The organism is Phycicoccus jejuensis (assembly GCF_000720925.1).
Classification (GTDB): domain Bacteria; phylum Actinomycetota; class Actinomycetes; order Actinomycetales; family Dermatophilaceae; genus Phycicoccus; species Phycicoccus jejuensis.
Map to the genome: position 1 here is coordinate 707,197 of NZ_JOEE01000001.1, position 18,472 is coordinate 725,668.

Genomic DNA, 18,472 nt, shown 5'->3' on the forward strand with positions numbered 1-18,472 from the left:
GAACGCCACCCGGCGACCCCGGAAGGACCACCCCATGGCAGCGCAGCCGAGCGACGGACTCCACGTCCCGACCCACCCCGTCCGCATCGTCACCGCCTCGAGCCTGTTCGACGGGCACGACGCGTCGATCAACATCATGCGGCGGATCATGCAGAGCCAGGGCGCCGAGGTCGTCCACCTCGGGCACAACCGCTCGGTCCGCGAGGTCGTCGACGCCGCGCTCGACGAGGACGCGCAGGGCATCGCCGTGAGCTCCTACCAGGGCGGGCACGTCGAGTACTTCGAGTACCTCGTCGAGCTGCTCCGCGAGGCCGGCGCCGGCCACGTGCAGGTCGTCGGCGGTGGGGGCGGCGTCATCGTCCCGCGCGAGATCGAGCGGCTGCGCGCCGCCGGGGTGACGATCTTCAGCCCCGAGGACGGCCAGCGGCTCGGCCTGCCGGGGATGGTCAACCAGGTCGTCGCCGCCTGCGACAACGACCTCTGGGAGCTCGCGCCGACGAGCGTCGAGGCCGTGCTCTCCGGGGAGCGCTCGGCCGTCGCGCGCGCCATCAGCGGCGCCGAGACCGGCCACCTCGACGACGCCTTCCGCGGCGAGCTGCAGCGCGCCGCCGCGGCCCGCACCGTGCCGGTCCTCGGCATCACCGGCACCGGCGGCTCCGGCAAGTCGAGCCTCACCGACGAGCTCGTCCGCCGGCTGCGCACCGACCAGCAGGACAAGCTGCGCATCGCCTGCGTCGCCGTCGACCCGACGCGACGTCGCGGCGGCGGGGCGCTGCTCGGCGACCGCATCCGGATGAACAGCCTCGACGGCGACCGGGTCTACTTCCGCTCCCTCGCGACGCGCGGGAACCGCGAGGTCCCCGAGGCCCTCGAGGACGTCCTCACGGTCCTCAAGGCCGCCGGCTACGACCTCGTCGTCGTCGAGACCCCCGGCATCGGCCAGGGGGACGCCGCCATCACCTCGTACGCCGACGTCAACCTCTACGTGATGACGCCGGAGTTCGGGGCCGCGAGCCAGCTCGAGAAGATCGACATGCTCGACCTCGCCGACGTCGTCGCCGTCAACAAGTTCGAGCGACGCGGCGCCCTCGACGCCCTGCGCGACGTCGGCCGCCAGATGGTCCGCAACCGCGAGGCCTTCGGGAAGAAGCCGGAGGACATGCCCGTCTTCGGCACCAGCGCCGCGACCTTCAACGACGACGGCGTCACCGCGCTCTACCAGGAGCTTCGCGCGCAGCTCGCCGCGAAGGGCCTGCCCGTCGACGACGGCGCCCTCGCCCCGGTCGACGTCCGGCACTCGACGATGCTGCGCCAGGTCGTGCCGCCGCAGCGGGTGCGCTACCTCGCCGAGATCGCCGAGACCGTCCGCGGCTTCCACGCGGAGACCGAGCGCTGGGCCGACGCCGCCCGTCGGGTGCAGCGCCTCGGGGACGCCCGCGAGGCGCTCGCGGCCGCCGGCAAGGAGACCGCCGACCTCGACGCGCTGCTCGCCGACGCGCGCGACGCCCTGCCCGCCGAGGCCCGCAAGGCCCTCGAGCAGTGGCCCTCCGTCGTCGAGGCGTACTCGGGCGACGAGCAGGTCGTCACGGTGCGCGACAAGGAGATCCACACAAAGCTGACGCGGGAGACGTTGTCCGGCAACGTCGTCCGTCGCGTCAGCCTGCCGCGGCACGCCGACGACGGCGACCTGCTCACGTTCCTCCGCCGCGAGAACCTCCCCGGCCGGTTCCCCTTCACCGCAGGCGTGTTCCCGTTCAAGCGCGACAACGAGGACCCGGCCCGGATGTTCGCAGGCGAGGGCGACCCGTTCCGCACCAACCGCCGCTTCAAGCTGCTCTCCGAGGGGCAGCCGGCGACACGCCTGTCGACGGCGTTCGACTCCGTCACCCTCTACGGCCGCGACCCCGACCGCCGCCCCGACATCTACGGCAAGGTCGGCACCTCCGGCGTCTCCGTCGCGACCCTCGACGACATGAAGGCGCTCTACGACGGCTTCGACCTCACCTCGCCGACGACGAGCGTCTCGATGACGATCAACGGGCCCGCGCCGACCATCCTCGCGTTCTTCCTCAACACCGCGATGGACCGTGAGGTCGAGAAGTGGGTGCAGGAGAACGGTCGTCAGCCGAGCGACGACGAGCGGGACGCCGTCCGCGCCCGGGCTCTCGCGACCGTTCGCGGCACGGTGCAGGCCGACATCCTCAAGGAGGACCAGGGCCAGAACACCTGCCTGTTCTCCACCGAGTTCTCGCTGCGGATGATGGCCGACATCCAGGAGTGGTTCATCGAGAACCAGGTCCGCAACTTCTACTCGGTCTCGATCAGCGGCTACCACATCGCCGAGGCCGGGGCGAACCCCATCAGCCAGCTCGCGTTCACCCTCGCCAACGGCTTCACGTACGTCGAGTCCTACCTCGCGCGCGGCATGGCCATCGACGACTTCGCGCCGAACCTCTCGTTCTTCTTCAGCAACGGGATGGACCCGGAGTACACGGTCATCGGCCGTGTCGCCCGACGCATCTGGGCGGTGGCGATGCGCGAGAAGTACGGCGCCAACGAGCGCAGCCAGAAGCTCAAGTACCACGTGCAGACGAGCGGCCGGTCCCTCCACGCGCAGGAGATGGACTTCAACGACATCCGCACGACGCTGCAGGCGCTCACCGCGATCTACGACAACGCGAACAGCCTGCACACCAACGCCTACGACGAGGCCGTCACCACCCCGTCGGAGGAGTCGGTGCGCCGGGCCCTGGCCATCCAGCTCGTCATCAACCGCGAGTGGGGGCTGGCGATGAACGAGAACCCGCTCCAGGGCTCGTTCGTCGTCGACGAGCTGACCGACCTCGTCGAGGCCGCCGTGCTCGCCGAGTTTGACCGCATCTCCGAGCGCGGCGGCGTGCTCGGCGCGATGGAGACCGGCTACCAGCGCGGGCGCATCCAGGACGAGTCGATGCTCTACGAGCACCGCAAGCACGACGGCTCGCTGCCGATCGTCGGCGTCAACACCTTCGTGCGGCCCGAGGCCGACGTCTCGCCCAAGGAGGTCGTGCTCGCGCGCGCCACCGAGGAGGAGAAGGAGGGGCAGCTCGCCCGTGTCGAGTCCTTCCGGGCCGACCACCGCGAGGAGGCCGAGGTCGCCCTCGCGCGGCTCAAGGCCGCCGCGACGAACGGCGAGAACGTGTTCGCCGTGCTCGTCGACGCCGCACGCGTGTGCTCCCTCCAGCAGGTCACCGAGGCGTTCTTCGAGGTGGGCGGGCAGTACCGCCGCAACGTCTGACCCCGCGCCCGGAAACCCGGGTGCCGGGCGTCGGTGGCACGCCGTAGTTTTCTCACGTGGGGACGACGACCGCAGCACCCGTCACGCCGACGCTCGCGCCGGCGGGTGATGCCGTCGTGCCCGCCGAGCGCACCCTGCGGCTCGGGCGGCTGCGCGGCTGGCCGACCGGCCTCGCCCTCGTCGCGTCGGCCACCGGCGCGCTCGGCCGGACGCTCGGCACGGTCGTGGCCGGCCTCCTCGCCGCCGACCCGTCGACCCGCCTCGTCGGGCTGCTCGCCCTGTGCGTCGTCGGCGCCGCGATCCTCGACACCGCGGGCCGCACCGTGTGGGCCGGCGTCGTCGACCACGCCGAGGGCCGGCTGCGCGACGACCTCGTCGCCGCCGCGCTCGCCCAGCCGCTTCCCGCCCTCGGCGAGCAGGCGGTCGGCGAGATCCTCGACCGCGTCGACGCCGACACCCACGACGTCGGCACGATGCTGCGCCGCCAGGTGTGGGACGCGCTGAAGACCGTCTTCGCCGCCGTGCCGATGTGGGTCGTCGCCGGCCTCACGTGGTGGCCCGCGTGGGTCCTGTTCCCCGTCACCGCGACCGCCGCCGTGCTCCTCGTCCGCCGGCTGCTGCCGACGATCGCCGAGCGCAAGGTCGCCGAGGAGGTCGCCTGGACCGACCACGCCGCGGCCCTCGAGGAGGGCGTGACCGCCCGCGACGACCTGCGGACCAGCCTCGGCCAGGCCCACGTCGTCGCCCGTCTCGCCACCCTGTCGTCGGTCGTCCACCAGCGGTTCGCGCAGGTCGTCGACCTCCAGGCGCGGGTCACCCGCCGCACCGGCGTGCTGCTCTACGGCATGCTCGCCGGCACGAGCGTCGCCGGGGTGGCCCTCGTCGCCGGGGGAGGCCTGTCGGTCGCCCGCCTCGTCACGCTCTTCCTCGTCACGAGCACCTTCGTCGGCCAGGTCGACCAGATGGCCCGCCACCTGCCCGAGCTCCAGGCCGGGCTCGGCGCCGTGACGCGCCTGCGGCAGCTCCTCGGCGCCGCGCCCGAGCCCACCGGCGGTCTCCCCGTCCCCGCCGGCCCCCTCGAGCTCGAGTTCCGCGACCTGCACTTCGGGTACGCCCAGGGCGACTTCGCGCTGCGCGACGTCGACCTCACGGTGCCCGGCGGCCGCACCTGCGCCCTCGTCGGGCGCACCGGGTCGGGCAAGTCGACCCTCGCCTCCCTCGTCTCCCGAGCGGTCGAGCCCGAGCCGGGCACGGTTTTCCTCGGCGGTGTCGACGTCCTCGACCTCGACCTGCAGCAGCTGCGCGCCGCGGTCGGCGTCGTCACGCAGCGCACCGAGGTGCTCGCCGGGACCCTCGCCGAGAACATCACCCTCTTCGCCGACCTGCCCCGGTCGCGCATCGAGGGCGCGGTCGCGCAGCTCGGGCTCGAGCGCTGGGTCGCGGGCCTGCCCGACGGCCTCGACACCCTCCTCGGCCCGGGCGGCACCTCGCTGTCGGCCGGCGAGGAGCAGCTCGTCGCCTTCGCCCGCCTGCTCGTGCGCGACGTGTCCGTCGTCGTCCTCGACGAGGCCACGGCCCGGATGGACCCGCTGACCGAGGCCCTCGTCGTGCGCGCGGCCGACCGCCTGCTGACCGGCCGCACCGGCATCCTCGTCGCGCACCGGCTCTCGACGACCCGGCGGGCCGAGCGCGTCGCCGTCCTCGACCACGGTCGCGTCGTCCAGCAGGGGGCGCGTGCCGAGCTCGCGCGCACCGACGGTCCCTTCCGCGCCCTCCTCGCCGCGAGCGGCGACGACCTCGAGCCCGGCCGCCCGGAGCAGCCGGCCCCGGCCGACCCTGCGTCCGAGCCCACCGCCACCGCCGTCGCCGGGGCGCGCCGGGCCGGGCCGCCCCCGGAGCTGCCGGACCCCGGGCACGGGCCCTCGCTGACCCGGGGCATCCTCTCGGCGCTGCTCGTCCGCCCCCGCTGGGGCGTGTGGCCGGCCGTCCTGTTCCTCGTCTCCGCGCTCGGCGGCGCCTTCGGGGCCGGCACCGGGTTCGTCTGGGGCCGCCTCGTCGAGCGCCTGCAGGCCGACGCCGCGTGGGACCCGACGACCGTCGTGCTCACCGGGCTGACCGCGGCGTCGGTGCTCGTCGCGCCGTTCGTCCTCGTCGCGGCCATGCGTCGCTACCCCCGCTGGTGGATCGAGGTCATGCTCCGGGTCCGGATGTCGGTGCTGCTCGGCCAGACCCGCCAGCACCGGCTCGAGCGCACCCCGGCCGGCGAGGTCGTCGCCCGGTCGATGGACGCCGACCGCTACGCCCTGTACGCCGACCGGTGGGTCGACTTCCTCAACGGCCTCGGCATCGTCGTCGTCACCGCGCTGCTCGGCGGCAGCCTGCTCGCCGGCGGGGTGCTGCTCTGCGTCCTCGTCGGGGCGGCGCTCGCCTCGGCGGTCGGCCGGCCGATCGCCGGCCGCTCGGCCACCGAGTCCTCGCGGGCCCGCGCGCGCTTCGGCCGGGCCGTCGTGTCGGTGCTCGAGTCGGCCCGCACGGTCAAGCTCGCCGCGGCCACCCCGTCCGCCCACCGCCACCTGCGGCGGGTCGACGCCGGGCGGGTGCGCGCGGCCGTCTTCGAGCACCGCGTCCAGGCCGTGCTCGACGGCGTGCCGATCGTCATGGTGCAGGCCGGCGTCGTCGCGGCCTGGGGCACCTACGTCCTCGGCGGATGGTCCCTCGCCACCGCGATCCTCGTCGCCGGCGCCGTCAACGGCTTCGACTGGTTCGGCCGGGTCGCCGGCGCCGTCGTCACCGAGGCCCCGGGCACGCGCTCGTGGCAGCAGGCGACGAGCCGGCTCGCCGGCGGCGTCGACCTCGTGCGGCTGCCGGCGGGGGTCGACCTCGTCGCCGGCACCGCGCCCCCTGCCCCGGTCTCCGGCCGGGTGCCGCTGCGCGAGCTGCGCCTGCGCGGCGTCGGGGCCGTCCACGACGACGGGACCCGCGGGGTCGAGGGCGTCGACCTCACCGTGCAGGCCGGCGAGCTCGTCCTGCTCCTCGGGCAGGTCGGCTCCGGCAAGTCGAGCCTGCTGTCCGCGCTCTCGGGCCTGCTCGAGCACACCGGCTCGATCACGTGGAACGGCGTCGAGGTCGACGACGCCCAGGTGTTCCTCCGGCCGGGCCAGGTCGCCCACGTGGCGCAGGTGCCCCGGGTGCTCTCCGGCTCGTTCGCCGACAACGTCGCCCTCGGGCACGGCCGCTCGCTCGAGGGCGCCATCGCCGACGCGCGGCTCGGTGACGACGTCCGCGAGGCCGGCGGGCACGACGCGCTCGTCGGCCACCGCGGGGTGCGGCTCTCGGGAGGGCAGGTGCAGCGGCTGGCCCTCGCCCGGGCCCTTGCCGCCGAGACCGAGCTGCTGCTCGCCGACGACGTCTCGAGCGCGCTCGACGCCACGACGGAGGTCGAGCTGTGGCAGGCCCTGCGCGCCCGCCGCACGACGGTCGTCGGCGCCACCTCGAAGCGCGCCGCGCTGGCCGAGGCCGACCGCGTCGTCGTGCTCGTCGACGGGCGGGTGGCCGCGACCGGGCCGTGGCGCGAGCTGTCCGGCGCCTGGGGGCACCTCGCCGGCTGAGCCGACGCGGGCCGCCCGGGAGCCCCGGGCGGCCCGCGACCTCAGTACAGGAGCGACCAGTCCTTGCGCGACCAGGCGAGGACGGCGAACAGCTGCACGACCGCGGCCTGCTCGATCATCTGCGTCGAGGCGCCGCCGAAGCGGAAGACGCCGGTCTCCCGGTCGCGGCGGGTGCGCCACAGCCGGTCCGCGTAGGCCGCCATGTCGTCGGCGGCCCGCCGGTCGCCGGTCACCGACGCCAGCAGCAGGAGGTTCTTGAAGTAGATCGAGTTGAAGAACACCGGCTGGGTGTCGAGCCGCGTCAGGCCGGGCCGCTCCGGGTCGGGCTGGGCGTAGAAGCGGCGTGCGGCGTCGGCGACGCGGCACGCCTCGCGCAGGTACCGCGGCTCGCCGGTCACCCGGTGCAGCAGCGTGTTGACGCCGACCGGGACGCCCTGGTTGTAGCTCCACACGGTCTTCTCGACGGTCCCCGCGAGGTCGAGGTGGTCGTGGTAGAGCCCGGCCTGCGCCCCCTCGCGGATCTGCAGGTGCTGGTTGGTCCACGCGTACATCCGGCGGGCCCAGTCGAGGAAGCGGCGCTCGCGGGTCAGCTGGAACAGCCGCAGCCCGAGCTGGGCGCCGGGCATGTTCGAGACCGTGTTCCGGTCCTGGCTCCAGTCCGCCTGCGTCCAGAACACACCGCCCGGGGCCGGGTGCGAGGGGTCGTCGTCCCAGCCGGAGACGACGAGCTCGAAGATCATCCGGGCGTCGCGCACGGCCGCGGGGTCACGATGCATGAGGTGGCGCTGGACGTCGATGAGGCCGACCCACTCGTTGTCGTCGTAGAAGAAGTCGCCACCGCTGCCCCACGGCGCGGTCGGGGCGGACGCGTAGCCGGGCAGGCCGGTCGACCCGGCCGCGCTGTAGTAGCGACGCTGCCCGGTCCGGCGCTCGGCGAGGTCGTCGAGGTAGCGCCGCCCGGTGGCGCCGGGCAGGCCGGTGAGGTCGAGGGTCGCCCCGTGGGCCTGCGAGAACGGCCACTCGTACGAGTAGGTCGGGTCCTCCGGCGCCGCAGGCCAGTGCTCGAGGTAGAGGCGGCTGCCGTCGCGCACGGCGAAGTGCCGCTGCAGGGCCGCGTAGGCGTCCTCCGCGCGCTCGGCCCACCGGCCGCGGCCCGTCGCCGGCCCGGGTCGGGAGGAGACCGCGGAGGCGGTGGGGCCCGTCGCGCCGAGGGCGCCGAGGGCGAGGGCCGCTCCGCCGACGGTGCGGCGGGAGAGGCGGGTCGTGGGGCTGGTTGCGCGGTGGGTCGACATCGTCGGGTCTCCTCGGCCGGTGGCGTGGACCCGTCAGGACGCTACGGAGATGGCGGATGGCCGTCGACGCGGGCGGCCGGCCTGTCCGATCGCGTCAGGCCAACCGGTCACGCAGCCACGCGATGTCGGCGCGCTGGCCCTCGACCCCGCCGGGGGTCTCGACGACGACCGGGGCGCCGGCCTCGCGGACGACGTGCGCGATGTCGGCGGCGTCGATGTGCCCCGACCCGAGGTTGGTGTGGCGGTCGGCGCCGGAGTCGAACTCGTCGCGGCTGTCGTTGCAGTGCACCAGGTCGATGCGCCCCGTGATGGCCCGCACCTCGGCGACGACGTCGGCGAGGTCGTTGCCGCCGGCGTGCGCGTGGCAGGTGTCGAGGCAGAAGCCGACGGTGTCGCCGCCCCCGGCCCGGCCGATGGCCTCCCAGAGGCGCTCGACCGCCTCGAGCCGACGGGCCATCGCGTTGTCGCCGCCGGCGGTGTTCTCGATGAGGAGCCGCACGGGCATCTCGAGGCCGTCGACGCACTTGCGCCAGTTGTCGAAGCCCGTCGCGGCGTCCTCGTCCTTGCCGAGGTGCCCGCCGTGCACGACGACGCCCTTCGCCCCGATCTCGGCGGCGGCGTGCAGGTGCTGCTGGAGCAGCTTGCGGCCGGGGATGCGGATGCGGTTGTTCGTCGAGGCGACGTTGATCGGGTAGGGCGCGTGGACGTAGAGGTCGACACCCGCGGCCTCGGCGGCCGCCCGCAGCGCCTCGGCGCCCCCGGCGTACTCGACGACCGGGCCCTTGTAGCTCTGCGGGTCGCCGAGGAAGAGCTGGCTGAGGGTGGCGCCCCGGGCGACGGCCTCCGCCACCGGGTCGGCCTGGTCGACGTGTCCTCCGATGCGCAGCTCCATGCGCCCACCGTACGACCGGCCGCCGACCGTCGGTCGCCCGATCCCGGCCCGGCGCCCGGGGCAGGGCAGGATGGCGCCATGCAGATCGCTGACACCACCGCCCTGGTCACCGGCGGCGCCTCCGGCCTCGGCGCGGCCACCGCCGCCGCCCTCGCCGGCCGCGGCGCCCGCGTGGTCGCCCTCGACCTCCCCGACGCCTGCGAGACCGCAGCCGCCGTCGACGGCGTCGAGTACGTCCCCACCGACGTCACCTCCGAGGCCGACGTCCGCGCCGCCGTCGCGGTCGCGGCCGGTGACGACGCCCGCCCGCTGCGGGTCGTCGTCAACTGCGCCGGCATCGGCCCGTCGGCGCGCATCCTCGGCCGCAAGGGCACGCACTCGATCGAGCTCTACCGCAAGGTCGTCGAGGTCAACCTCCTCGGCACCTTCGTCGTCCTCACCGTCGCCGCCGAGGCGATGGCGGCCACGGAGCCCGACGCCGACGGCCAGCGCGGCGTCGTCGTCAACACGGCGAGCATCGCCGCGTACGACGGCCAGGTCGGCCAGGCCGCGTACAGCTCGAGCAAGGGCGGCATCGTCGGCCTCACGCTGCCGGCGGCCCGTGACCTCGCGCAGCACGGGATCCGGGTCATGACGATCGCCCCGGGCATCGTCGAGACCCCGATGCTCGCGAGCGTCTCGGACGAGTTCCGCGCCGGCCTCGCCGCGGGCGTCCCGTTCCCGCAGCGCCTCGCACGCCCGGAGGAGTACGCGCAGCTCGCGCTGGCGATCGTCGAGCACGACTACCTCAACGGCGAGGTGGTCCGGATGGACGGCGCGCTGCGGATGGCGCCGCGCTGACCGTGGCGGCCACCCGCGCACCCCTGCGCGACGACCTCGGCGCGCCGGTGCCCCTCGCGGGCCCGGCGCGCCGCGTCGTCTCGCTCGTGCCCTCGCTGACCGAGGCGCTGGCGGCGACCTGCCCCGACCGGCTCGTCGGGGCCACCGACTGGTGCACCCACCCGGCCGACCTCGATGTCGCCCGGGTGCGCGGGACGAAGAACCCAGACCTCGCCGCCGTCGCGGCCCTGGAGCCCGACCTCGTCGTCGCGAACAAGGAGGAGAACCGCGAGCTCGACGTGCGCCGGATGCGCGAGCGCGGGCTCGCGGTCTGGGTGACCGACATCGAGACCGTCCCGCAGTCCCTCGCGTCCATGGCGCGGCTGCTCGGTGAGGCGCTGGAGATCCCCGAGCCCGGGTGGCTGGGGGAGGCGCGCGACGCGTGGTCGGGGCCGGTGCCGGCACCGACGGCGCGGGTCGTCGTCCCCGTGTGGCGCGACCCGTGGATGGTCGTCGGCCGGCCGACGTTCACCGCCGACCTGCTCGCGCGCTGCGGGTACGAGGTCGTCGGGGGAGAGGTGGGGACGGGCCGCTACCCGAGCGCCGACGTGGCCTCGTTGGACGACCCGGCGCTGGCCGACCTCGTCCTGCTGCCCGACGAGCCCTACGAGTTCACCGCGGCCGACGGGCCCGAGGCGTTCGCGCGGGTACCCACGCGGCTCGTCTCCGGACGGCTCCTCACCTGGTACGGACCCGCCCTCGTGGAGGCCCGGATTTCGCTCGACCGAGAGTGACCGTGTAGTGTCTCCGTCGCGCTCCAGAGCGGTTTTCCACTGGCGCGCACGCCCCCTTAGCTCAGTCGGCAGAGCGTTTCCATGGTAAGGAAAAGGTCGTCGGTTCGATTCCGACAGGGGGCTCTGGTCCGACCGCAGTCCGACTCCCCGAGAAGGGCTCCCGGTCGTTCCCCAAGGCGGGGTAGCTCAGCTGGTTAGAGCGCACGACTCATAATCGTGAGGTCGCGGGATCGAGCCCCGCTCCCGCTACCGAGGTCGCGATTTCCGTGTCACCGCACGGAGCGCGTACCCTGTTGTGCTTGGTGCCGCGCGCAGTCCAGGACCGCGCCGACGCGCCACCCGAGATCCACACTTCGTTTCCCGAGAGCAGGTTGCTTCCATGGCCAAGGCCACCGACGTCCGCCCCAAGATCACGCTGGCGTGCACGGAGTGCAAGGAGCGCAACTACATCACCAAGAAGAACCGGCGCAACGACCCCGACCGGCTCGAGCTGGCGAAGTTCTGCCCGCGCTGCAAGAAGCACACCGCGCACCGCGAGACCCGCTGACGCCGGCGCGTCACCGACGCGCCCGCAGCCGACGAGGCCGCCCGCACCCCCGGGGTGCGGGCGGCCTCGCGTCGTGCCCGGGTCCTCCCGCCGGTCGGTCGGCCCCGGCCCCTAGAGTGGGCGGCATGGCCGTGAACCCCGACTTCGTCGGACGCACCTACCCGCCGAGCGGGCCCTACCCCGTCGACGCCGCGCTCATCGCCGCGTTCGCCGCGGCCGTGGGCTCGAGCGACCCGGTCCACACCGACCCCGAGGCCGCCCGCGCCGCCGGCTACGCCGACGTGGTGGCGCCGCCGACGATGGCCGTGCGCTTCGCCCAGGCCTCGGACCGGGCGTACGTCGCCGACCCGGAGGCGGGCATCGACTACAGCCGCGTCGTCCACGGCGAGCAGCGGTTCGTCCACCACCGCCCGATCACCGCCGGCGACGAGGTCGTCGGCACGCTGACCGTCGACGCCGTCCGGCAGGCCGGTGGCCACTCGATGGTCACGACCCGCACCGAGCTCGCGACGACCGGCGGCGAGGCGCTCGCGACGTGCACCTCGACCATCGTCGTCCGGGGAGGGGAGGACTGATGGCCGTCCGCACGCTCGAGTCCGTCGCCGTGGGCGACACCGTCGGGCCGGTCACCGTGCCCGTCACCCGCGACACGCTCGTCGCCTACGCCAACGCCTCGGGCGACCAGAACCCGATCCACCAGGACGAGGACTTCGCCCGCTCGGTCGGCCTGCCCGACGTCATCGCCCACGGGATGTGGACGATGGGCGCCGCCGGCACGGTCGTGTCCGAGTGGGTCGGTGACGCCGGCCGGGTCCTGGAGTACGGCACGCGCTTCACCAAGCCGGTCGTCGTCCCGGCCGCCGGCGCCGAGCTCGTCGTCGAGGGCACCGTCAAGGCTCTCGACCCGGAGACGCGTCGGGCGACGGTCGAGCTGACCGCCACGAGCGAGGGCCAGAAGGTCCTCGGCCGGTGCGTCGCCGTGGTCCGCCTCGACTGATGCGCGAGCTGCACGACGAGCCCCTCGCGGGGTACACGACGATGCGCGTCGGCGGCCCGGCGGCGCGGATGGTCGTCGCGGAGACCACCGACGAGCTCGTCGACGCCGTGCGCGAGGTCGACGACGCCGACGAGCCGCTGCTCGTCCTCGGGGGTGGCTCGAACCTCGTGCTCCCCGACGAGGGGTTCGCGGGCACGGTCGTGCTCGTCGCCACGCAGGGGGTCGAGGTCGACTCGGCCGACTCGTGCGGGGGCGCGAACGTCGTCGTCGCGGCCGGTGAGCCGTGGGACCCGTTCGTCGAGCGCGCGGTCGCCGAGGGCTGGTCGGGCATCGAGGCGCTGTCGGGCATCCCGGGGTCGACCGGGGCCACGCCGGTCCAGAACGTCGGTGCGTACGGGCAGGAGGTCGCCCAGACCATCGCCCGGGTACGGGTGTGGGACCGGCTCGAGGAGCGCGTCCGCACGATGATGTCGCTGGACTGCCGGTTCACCTACCGGCACTCCCTCTTCAAGGGCACCGACCGCTACGTCGTGCTCGACGTGATGTTCCAGCTCGTCCTCGCCGACCTCTCGGGGCCGGTGCGCTACGCAGACCTCGCGACGCAGCTGGGGGTCGACGTCGGCGCCCGGGTGCCCCTCGCCGACGCGCGTGAGGCGGTGCTCGCGCAGCGGCGGCGCCGCGGGATGGTGCTCGACGCCGAGGACCACGACACCTGGTCGTGCGGCTCGTTCTTCACCAACCCGGTGCTGACCGCCGAGGAGTTCCAGTCCCTCGAGGCGCGCGTCGCCGAGCGGCTCGGCGCCGACGTCACGCCGCCGCGCTTCCCGGAGGCGGGCGGTCGGGTCAAGACGTCGGCCGCGTGGCTCATCGAGCGCGCCGGGTTCGGCAAGGGCCACGCGCTGCCCGGGCCGGCGGCGCTGTCGACCAAGCACACGCTCGCGGTGACCAACCGCGGGCAGGCGCGTGCGGCCGACGTCGTCGCCCTCGCCCGCGAGGTGCGCGACGGCGTGCAGGACGTCTTCGGGGTGACCCTCGTCAACGAGCCGGTCATCCTCGGTCAGACCCTCTGACGCCCGGCCGGGTCACACCCGCTGCCTCCCCACGGGCGTGCGGTGGTGCGAGGGACGGGTCGTCGTGCTCGTTCGGGGTGCTCGTTCGGGCTCATGCGCTGAGCGGGTGCTGGTCGTCGTCACGCGTCGCGGGTGTCGCCACCCCGGAGGACGGCTCTGCGCTCGCGGTCCTGCGACGCGCCGCGAGTCCCGACGGGTCGGCGTACCAGGTCGGGCGCTGGGTCCCGATGCGGGTGGCCTCCGTCTGCCACCACCAGTTCGGCGGGTAGGTGACCTGCGTGGTGTCGTGGTGGGCGGGGAAGCGCCGGCTGCCGTCACGCACGAGGGCGAGGAGCTCCGTACGCGGCCAGTGGGTGGGCGACACCGGCACCGGGAGGGCGGCCGGCGGCGCCGGGGTGTCGGGGTCTGGCTCCGGGTCGGGGGCGGCGCCCCGGTGGCACAGCGCCAGGCAGTACCCGGTCGGTCCGAGGGCGGCGACCACGTCGGTGAGCCGCAGGTCGCCGGCGCGGGTCTCGAGCCGTGCGACGTGGCTCGCCGACCAGCCTCGGCGCCGGGCGTAGGCGCGCTGCCCGAGGCCGAGCGTCCGTCGGTGCGCCCGCAGGGCCAGGCCGACCTCGTGCGGCACCGTCAGCGCCGCCCGGGCCGCGAGCAGCTCGCGGGCGAACGTGGGGTAAGTGAGGGGGAGGAGTCTCATGCCGGGAGCGTCGACCCCGCTCGGCGACCGGCGCCAGACCCCTCGAGCGGACTGTGGACGACGACGCCCGCGCGGTCCGCCTGTGGACGAGTCACGATCCCGTCGCGCCCCGCCCGGAGACGAGGGGCGCCGCCCGCGCTGTCGTTCGCCCCGAGATGAGAGGCAACCATGACGAGCGGTCGGTTGCGTGCGGTGATGGAGCAATCGGGACGAGCGGTCGGTTGCGTCCGTGGGTGGAGCAATCGGGACGAGCGGTCGGCTGCGTCCGTGGGTGGAGCCAATCGGGACGAGCGGTCGGGTGCTGCCGCTTGCGACGCAACCGAGACCGCTCATCCCAGTTGCTGCGAGATGTGACGCAGGTGACCGCTCATCCCGGTTGCTTCGGTGGGTGAAGCGAACAACAGCGGCCGGTGCACCTCTCACGGGCCCGCGAGCCCGGAGCCGGCGCGGCGTGGGTGGGACGCTCAGCCCGCCAGCCAGGCGTCGACGTCGGCCTCGGCCGCGGCCCGCACGTCGTCGGGCGCCCTGCTCGCCGCGAGCGAGGAGCGCGCCAGCCCGGCCAGCTCCTCGTCCGACAGGCCGTGCACCGCCCGTGCCGTCTCGTACTGCTCCACGAGCCGGCTCCCGAAGATCAGCGGGTCGTCCGCCCCGAGGGCCACGACCGCCCCCGCCGACAGCAGCTGCCGCAGCGGCACCTCCGGCGCCTCGTCGTACACGCCGAGCGCCACGTTCGAGCCCGGGCACACCTCCAGCGCCACGCCCGCCGCGACCACCCGCTCCAGCACCCGCGGGTCCTCGACGGACCGCACGCCGTGCCCGATCCGGTCCGGCGCCGCCGCGTCCAGCGTCGCCGCCACCGCGTCGGCGCCCAGCAGCTCACCGGCGTGCGGCACCGACGCCAGCCCCGCCGACCGCGCGATGCGGAAGGCGGCCGCGAACTCCGCCGTGTCGCCGCGCCGCTCGTCGTTCGACAGGCCGAACCCGACGACCGCCCCCGGGCCGCTCCCCGCGTACCGCGCCGCGAGCCGGGCCAGCGTCCGGGCCTCCAGCGGGTGGCGCATCCGCGAGGCCGCCACGACGACGCCGACCTGCGCCGCCCCGGGCTCGCGCGACACCGCCGCCGCCTCGTCGAGGACGATCTCGAGCGCCGGCGTGATGCCCCCGACGAAGGGCGCGTACGACGTCGGGTCGACCTGGATCTCCAGCCACCGCGAGCCCTCCGCGCCGTCGTCGAGCGCGGCCTCGCGGACGATCCGTCGCATGTCGGCCTCGCCGCGGACGCACGCCCGCGCGACGTCGTAGAGGCGCTGGAACCGGAACCAGCCACGCTCGTCGGCCGCGTCGAAGCGCGGCGGGTACTCGCGCGTGAGCGTCGCGGGCAGGCGCATCCCGTGGGCGGCCGCCATCTCGCGCACGGTCGCCACCCGCATCGAGCCGGTGAAGTGCAGGTGCAGGTGCGCCTTCGGCAGGGTCGCGAGAGGCCGCGCCCCCGAGGGGACGCGGCCGTCGTCACGACGCACCGCCGGGGTGCTCCCGGTCGGTGCCTCGCTCACTCCTCCGAGGTCTCCTCGTCGACGACGTGCATCGCCGACTCCTCCGCGGAGGCCGCCGCGCCGTCGACACCCACGTCGTCGCCGACGAGGTCCTTCTCGTCGTCCTCGCCGAGGCCCTCGTCCGGGGCGACGAGGCGCCCGGCACGCTCGTCGCCGACCTCGCCGTCGCCGAGCCAGTCGTCCTCGGCGTCGATGGCGTCGGGGTCGTCGCCGCCGACGCGGTCGACGTCCAGGCCGGACTCGTTGTCGGGCGCGCCGTATGCGGTCGAGGGGTCCGGCACCTCCTGGTGGATGCGCTCCTCGATCGTCTCGTCGCGGCTCTGCTCCTCGGCGGTCACGCCGTGCGCGAGGGAGCCGTGCAGCTTCTCGGGCGGGGAGTAGCCGCGGTCCAGCGGGTCGTCCACCCCGTCCTCCAGGGTGTCCTCGGGCTGGAGCTGGTCCTCGTCGTCGAGGGAGTAGCTCCCGAGGTCGTCGGTCACGTTCTCCGGCTGGTCGCTCATCGCCTCACCCTACGTCTGCGAGCAGCTGCTCGGAGGCCGCGAGCGCGACGCACGTCGCCACGCCGGCCATCGCCGTCCGGACCTCGTCGAGCGACGGGAACGACGGTGCGAGACGGATGTTCCGGTCGCGCGGGTCCTTGCCGTACGGGAAGGACGCCCCCGCCGGTGTCAGTGCGATGCCGGCCTCCTTGGCCAGCTGCACGACGCGCGACGCGCAGCCGTCCGGGACGTCGAGGTTGACGAAGTACCCGCCGCGCGGGGTGCTCCACTCGGCGACGCCGAGACCCTCGAGCTCCGCGGCGAGCGCCTCGCCGACCGCCGTGAACTTGGGGGCGAGGATCTCGCGGTGACGGCCCATGTGCTCCCGCACGCCGTCGGCCGACCCGAAGAACTGGACGTGGCGCAGGTGGTTGACCTTGTCCGGGCCGATGGACGCGAACTTCAGGTGCGACAGGTACCAGGCCACCGTCTCGCGCGACCCGGCGAGGAAGGCGACGCCGGCGCCGGCGAAGGTGATCTTGCTCGTCGACGCGAAGACGATCGGCCGGTGTGGGTTCCCCGCCGCCGAGGCGAGCGAGAGGATGTCGGCCGACTTCGCCTCGTCGCTCGTGAGGTGGTGCAGCGCGTAGGCGTTGTCCCAGAAGAGCCGGAAGTCCGGGGCGGCGGTGGGCATCGACGCGAGCCGGGCCGCGACCTCCTGCGTGACGACCGAGCCGGCCGGGTTCGCGTACGTCGGGACGATCCACATGCCCTTGATGCTCGGGTCGTCCTTGACGAGGGCCTCGACCGCGGCGACGTCCGGGCCGTCGTCGAGCATCGGGACGGTGACCATCTCGATGCCGTAGTGCTCGAGCATCGTGTAGTGCCGGTCGTAGCCGGGCACCGGGCAGACGAAGGTGACCTTCTCCTCGTCCTTCCACGGCCGCGGCGAGCCGACGCCGCCGTGCAGCAGGTGGTCGACGAGCACCTCGTGCATCATCGTCAGGCTCGCGTTGCCGCCGGCGACGACCTGGTCGGCGTCGACACCGAGCAGCTCGGCGAACATCGCGCGCAGCTCGGGCAGCCCCTCGAGGCCGCCGTAGTTGCGCACGTCGGTGCCCTGGCCGTCGCGGTGGCCCTCGGGGAGGGTGAGCATCCGCTCGGCGAGGTCGAGCTGCTCGGGGCTGGGCTTGCCCCGCGTGAGGTCGAGGGAGAGCCCGCGCCCGCGCAGGGTGGCGTAGGCGGCGCGCTGCTCGTCGGCGAACGCCCGCAGCTCCTCGGGGGAGCGCTCGGCGAGGGGGGTGCGGGAGGAGGCTGAGGTGCTCACCGCTCCATCGTGGCAGAGCACGACGGCGTGACGTCGGGGCGGACCGCGCTGCGAACGGGCCCGTCGGGGGAGTGCTCCCCATCGCGAGCGGACGAGCGAGATGGCAGGTTGAGGACCGCCGGGGGGCGATCGGCGTCCCCCACGAACCTCTGGGGGAAGCCCATGCAGCTCCGCACCCGTCCGATCCTCGCCGCGCTCGCCACGGTGGGGGTCGCTGCCGCCGGCCTGGTCGGCACGACCGCGACCGCACCGTCCGCCGAGGCCGCGTCGTCGTCCGTCCGTGTCTTCTCGCACAACCTCGAGAAGAAGGGCACCGCGATCAACCGGGTGCGCGAGCTCTCGGACGGAGGCGGCCCAGAGGTCCTGCTGCTGCAGGAGGTGTGCTCCAGCCTGATCCCGAAGCTGCAGGACATCGGGTACACCCACTACCGGCAGCGTCGGACCTCGACCAAGTGCTCCGGCGACCAGGGCATCGGCGAGGCGGTGGTCTGGACCGGCAAGAGCGCGGAGGTCTCGGGCACGGTCTCGGTCCCGCTCAACGCGACCCCCGTGGACAACCACACCTACGGCCTCGCGTGCCTCGACATCAACCACGGGGGTCACGCCTTCCGCGCCTGCTCGACCCACCTGGTCGCCGGTGGCGCGGCGAACGACGCGTTCCGGCACGACCTCACCAAGGCGATCAAGGCCACGACGGGGTCCTGGATGTCGACCAAGGTCGTCCTCGTCGGCGGGGACTTCAACACCACGCCGGGGTCGGCCACGATGAACGCCATGTACGGGGTCGGCAGCGCCTCCGGCGGCGAGTTCCGCGAGCTGGCCCAGTCCGCGGGAACCGGCTCGACCGCGCGGTCCGGCAAGAACACGTTCTACTCCAAGAAGATCGACTACATCTTCGCGTCCAAGGCGGCCACGCGGACCGGCGGTGGCACCGAGCAGGTGAAGGACTCGCCGTCCGACCACCGCGTGCTCTTCGGCGCCGTGCCGCTGCGCTGACGTCTGCTCCGGACGGTGACGGGGGCCCTCGGCCCCGGGGCGGGTTCGCGCCGGGGCCGGGGCTCACGTATGCTGTCCGTTCGGTGTGACCACCATGTCAGCGTGCCCGGCAGAAGGTCGCACCACC

At 74.3% G+C, this 18,472-nt stretch carries 15 protein-coding genes and 2 tRNA genes; 11 read left to right on the plus strand and 6 right to left on the minus strand.

Annotation, left to right across the window (positions count from 1 at the left end; all coding sequences use genetic code 11):
• The first annotated feature begins 34 nt into the window (after positions 1-34).
• Together icmF and IG69_RS0103460 are read left to right on the plus strand one after the other, a co-directional pair.
• Positions 35-3,277: a fused isobutyryl-CoA mutase/GTPase IcmF gene (gene icmF, locus IG69_RS0103455; RefSeq protein ID WP_030526783.1), complete on the plus strand. Its 3,243-nt coding sequence runs from the start codon at positions 35-37 to the stop codon at positions 3,275-3,277.
• Between the two features lie 56 nt (positions 3,278-3,333).
• Positions 3,334-6,885 (plus strand): ATP-binding cassette domain-containing protein, encoded by a 3,552-nt coding sequence (locus tag IG69_RS0103460; protein ID WP_030526784.1) that lies wholly within the window; start codon positions 3,334-3,336, stop codon positions 6,883-6,885.
• A 41-nt stretch (positions 6,886-6,926) separates the two neighbouring features.
• On the opposite strand, the gene IG69_RS0103465 is transcribed toward IG69_RS0103460, so the two are convergent.
• A complete protein-coding gene (locus IG69_RS0103465) occupies positions 6,927-8,177 on the minus strand; it encodes a glycoside hydrolase family 76 protein (protein WP_030526785.1) in 1,251 nt (416 codons plus the stop codon).
• Between the two features lie 94 nt (positions 8,178-8,271).
• Positions 8,272-9,069, minus strand: coding sequence for a deoxyribonuclease IV (locus IG69_RS0103470; RefSeq protein ID WP_030526786.1), 798 nt, complete (start codon positions 9,067-9,069; stop codon positions 8,272-8,274).
• Positions 9,070-9,147: 78 nt separating this feature from the next.
• Between IG69_RS0103470 and IG69_RS0103475 the strand changes: the two genes are divergently transcribed.
• The 8 genes from IG69_RS0103475 to IG69_RS0103510 all read left to right on the plus strand — a co-directional run bounded on the left by IG69_RS0103475 (position 9,148) and on the right by IG69_RS0103510 (position 13,296).
• Entirely contained in the window at positions 9,148-9,909 is a 762-nt protein-coding gene (locus IG69_RS0103475; RefSeq protein WP_030526787.1) for an SDR family NAD(P)-dependent oxidoreductase, read from the plus strand.
• A 2-nt stretch (positions 9,910-9,911) separates the two neighbouring features.
• A complete protein-coding gene (locus IG69_RS0103480; RefSeq protein ID WP_281174716.1) occupies positions 9,912-10,682 on the plus strand; it encodes a helical backbone metal receptor in 771 nt (256 codons plus the stop codon).
• A 50-nt stretch (positions 10,683-10,732) separates the two neighbouring features.
• Positions 10,733-10,805: transfer RNA gene (locus IG69_RS0103485), tRNA-Thr, on the plus strand.
• A 52-nt stretch (positions 10,806-10,857) separates the two neighbouring features.
• Positions 10,858-10,931: transfer RNA gene (locus IG69_RS0103490), tRNA-Met, on the plus strand.
• Between the two features lie 130 nt (positions 10,932-11,061).
• Complete coding sequence (gene rpmG / locus IG69_RS0103495) at positions 11,062-11,229, plus strand: 50S ribosomal protein L33 (RefSeq protein ID WP_030526789.1); 168 nt, start codon at positions 11,062-11,064, stop codon at positions 11,227-11,229.
• Positions 11,230-11,354: 125 nt separating this feature from the next.
• Complete coding sequence (locus IG69_RS0103500; protein ID WP_030526790.1) at positions 11,355-11,804, plus strand: FAS1-like dehydratase domain-containing protein; 450 nt, start codon at positions 11,355-11,357, stop codon at positions 11,802-11,804.
• Positions 11,804-12,226, plus strand: a complete 423-nt coding sequence (locus IG69_RS0103505; RefSeq protein WP_030526791.1) for a MaoC family dehydratase — start codon at positions 11,804-11,806, stop codon at positions 12,224-12,226. Before IG69_RS0103500 ends, IG69_RS0103505 begins: the two co-directional genes overlap by 1 nt.
• Positions 12,226-13,296: a UDP-N-acetylmuramate dehydrogenase gene (locus IG69_RS0103510; protein WP_030526792.1), complete on the plus strand. Its 1,071-nt coding sequence runs from the start codon at positions 12,226-12,228 to the stop codon at positions 13,294-13,296. The genes IG69_RS0103505 and IG69_RS0103510 overlap by 1 nt, the downstream gene beginning before the upstream one ends.
• Positions 13,297-13,387: 91 nt before the next feature.
• On the opposite strand, the gene IG69_RS0103515 is transcribed toward IG69_RS0103510, so the two are convergent.
• The 4 genes from IG69_RS0103515 to IG69_RS0103530 form a co-directional block, all read right to left on the minus strand.
• Complete coding sequence (locus IG69_RS0103515) at positions 13,388-13,990, minus strand: helix-turn-helix domain-containing protein (protein WP_030526793.1); 603 nt, start codon at positions 13,988-13,990, stop codon at positions 13,388-13,390.
• Between the two features lie 464 nt (positions 13,991-14,454).
• Positions 14,455-15,510, minus strand: coding sequence for an adenosine deaminase (locus IG69_RS0103520; RefSeq protein ID WP_051750190.1), 1,056 nt, complete (start codon positions 15,508-15,510; stop codon positions 14,455-14,457).
• A 29-nt stretch (positions 15,511-15,539) separates the two neighbouring features.
• Positions 15,540-16,043 carry a DUF5709 domain-containing protein gene (locus IG69_RS0103525; RefSeq protein ID WP_030526795.1) on the minus strand — a complete coding sequence of 168 codons (504 nt, stop codon included), beginning with the start codon at positions 16,041-16,043 and terminating at the stop codon, positions 15,540-15,542.
• A gap of 4 nt (positions 16,044-16,047) precedes the next feature.
• The gene (locus tag IG69_RS0103530) at positions 16,048-17,349 is read right to left on the minus strand and encodes an aspartate aminotransferase type Ic (protein WP_030526796.1); all 1,302 of its coding nucleotides are present in this window, start codon (positions 17,347-17,349) and stop codon (positions 16,048-16,050) included.
• A gap of 162 nt (positions 17,350-17,511) precedes the next feature.
• Between IG69_RS0103530 and IG69_RS0103540 the strand changes: the two genes are divergently transcribed.
• Entirely contained in the window at positions 17,512-18,345 is an 834-nt protein-coding gene (locus tag IG69_RS0103540) for an endonuclease/exonuclease/phosphatase family protein (protein WP_030526798.1), read from the plus strand.
• The last annotated feature ends 127 nt before the right edge of the window (positions 18,346-18,472 follow it).

Bases quoted from the DNA above. Each gene is read 5' to 3' on its own strand.
- icmF (WP_030526783.1), top strand. From the start codon at position 35: ATGGCAGCGCAGCCGAGCGACGGACTCCACGTCCCGACCCACCCCGTC.
- IG69_RS0103465 (WP_030526785.1), bottom strand. From the start codon at position 8,177: ATGTCGACCCACCGCGCAACCAGCCCCACGACCCGCCTCTCCCGCCGC.
- IG69_RS0103470 (WP_030526786.1), bottom strand. From the start codon at position 9,069: ATGGAGCTGCGCATCGGAGGACACGTCGACCAGGCCGACCCGGTGGCG.
- IG69_RS0103475 (WP_030526787.1), top strand. From the start codon at position 9,148: ATGCAGATCGCTGACACCACCGCCCTGGTCACCGGCGGCGCCTCCGGC.
- rpmG (WP_030526789.1), top strand. From the start codon at position 11,062: ATGGCCAAGGCCACCGACGTCCGCCCCAAGATCACGCTGGCGTGCACG.
- IG69_RS0103500 (WP_030526790.1), top strand. From the start codon at position 11,355: ATGGCCGTGAACCCCGACTTCGTCGGACGCACCTACCCGCCGAGCGGG.
- IG69_RS0103505 (WP_030526791.1), top strand. From the start codon at position 11,804: ATGGCCGTCCGCACGCTCGAGTCCGTCGCCGTGGGCGACACCGTCGGG.
- IG69_RS0103510 (WP_030526792.1), top strand. From the start codon at position 12,226: ATGCGCGAGCTGCACGACGAGCCCCTCGCGGGGTACACGACGATGCGC.
- IG69_RS0103515 (WP_030526793.1), bottom strand. From the start codon at position 13,990: ATGAGACTCCTCCCCCTCACTTACCCCACGTTCGCCCGCGAGCTGCTC.
- IG69_RS0103525 (WP_030526795.1), bottom strand. From the start codon at position 16,043: ATGAGCGACCAGCCGGAGAACGTGACCGACGACCTCGGGAGCTACTCC.
- IG69_RS0103540 (WP_030526798.1), top strand. From the start codon at position 17,512: ATGCAGCTCCGCACCCGTCCGATCCTCGCCGCGCTCGCCACGGTGGGG.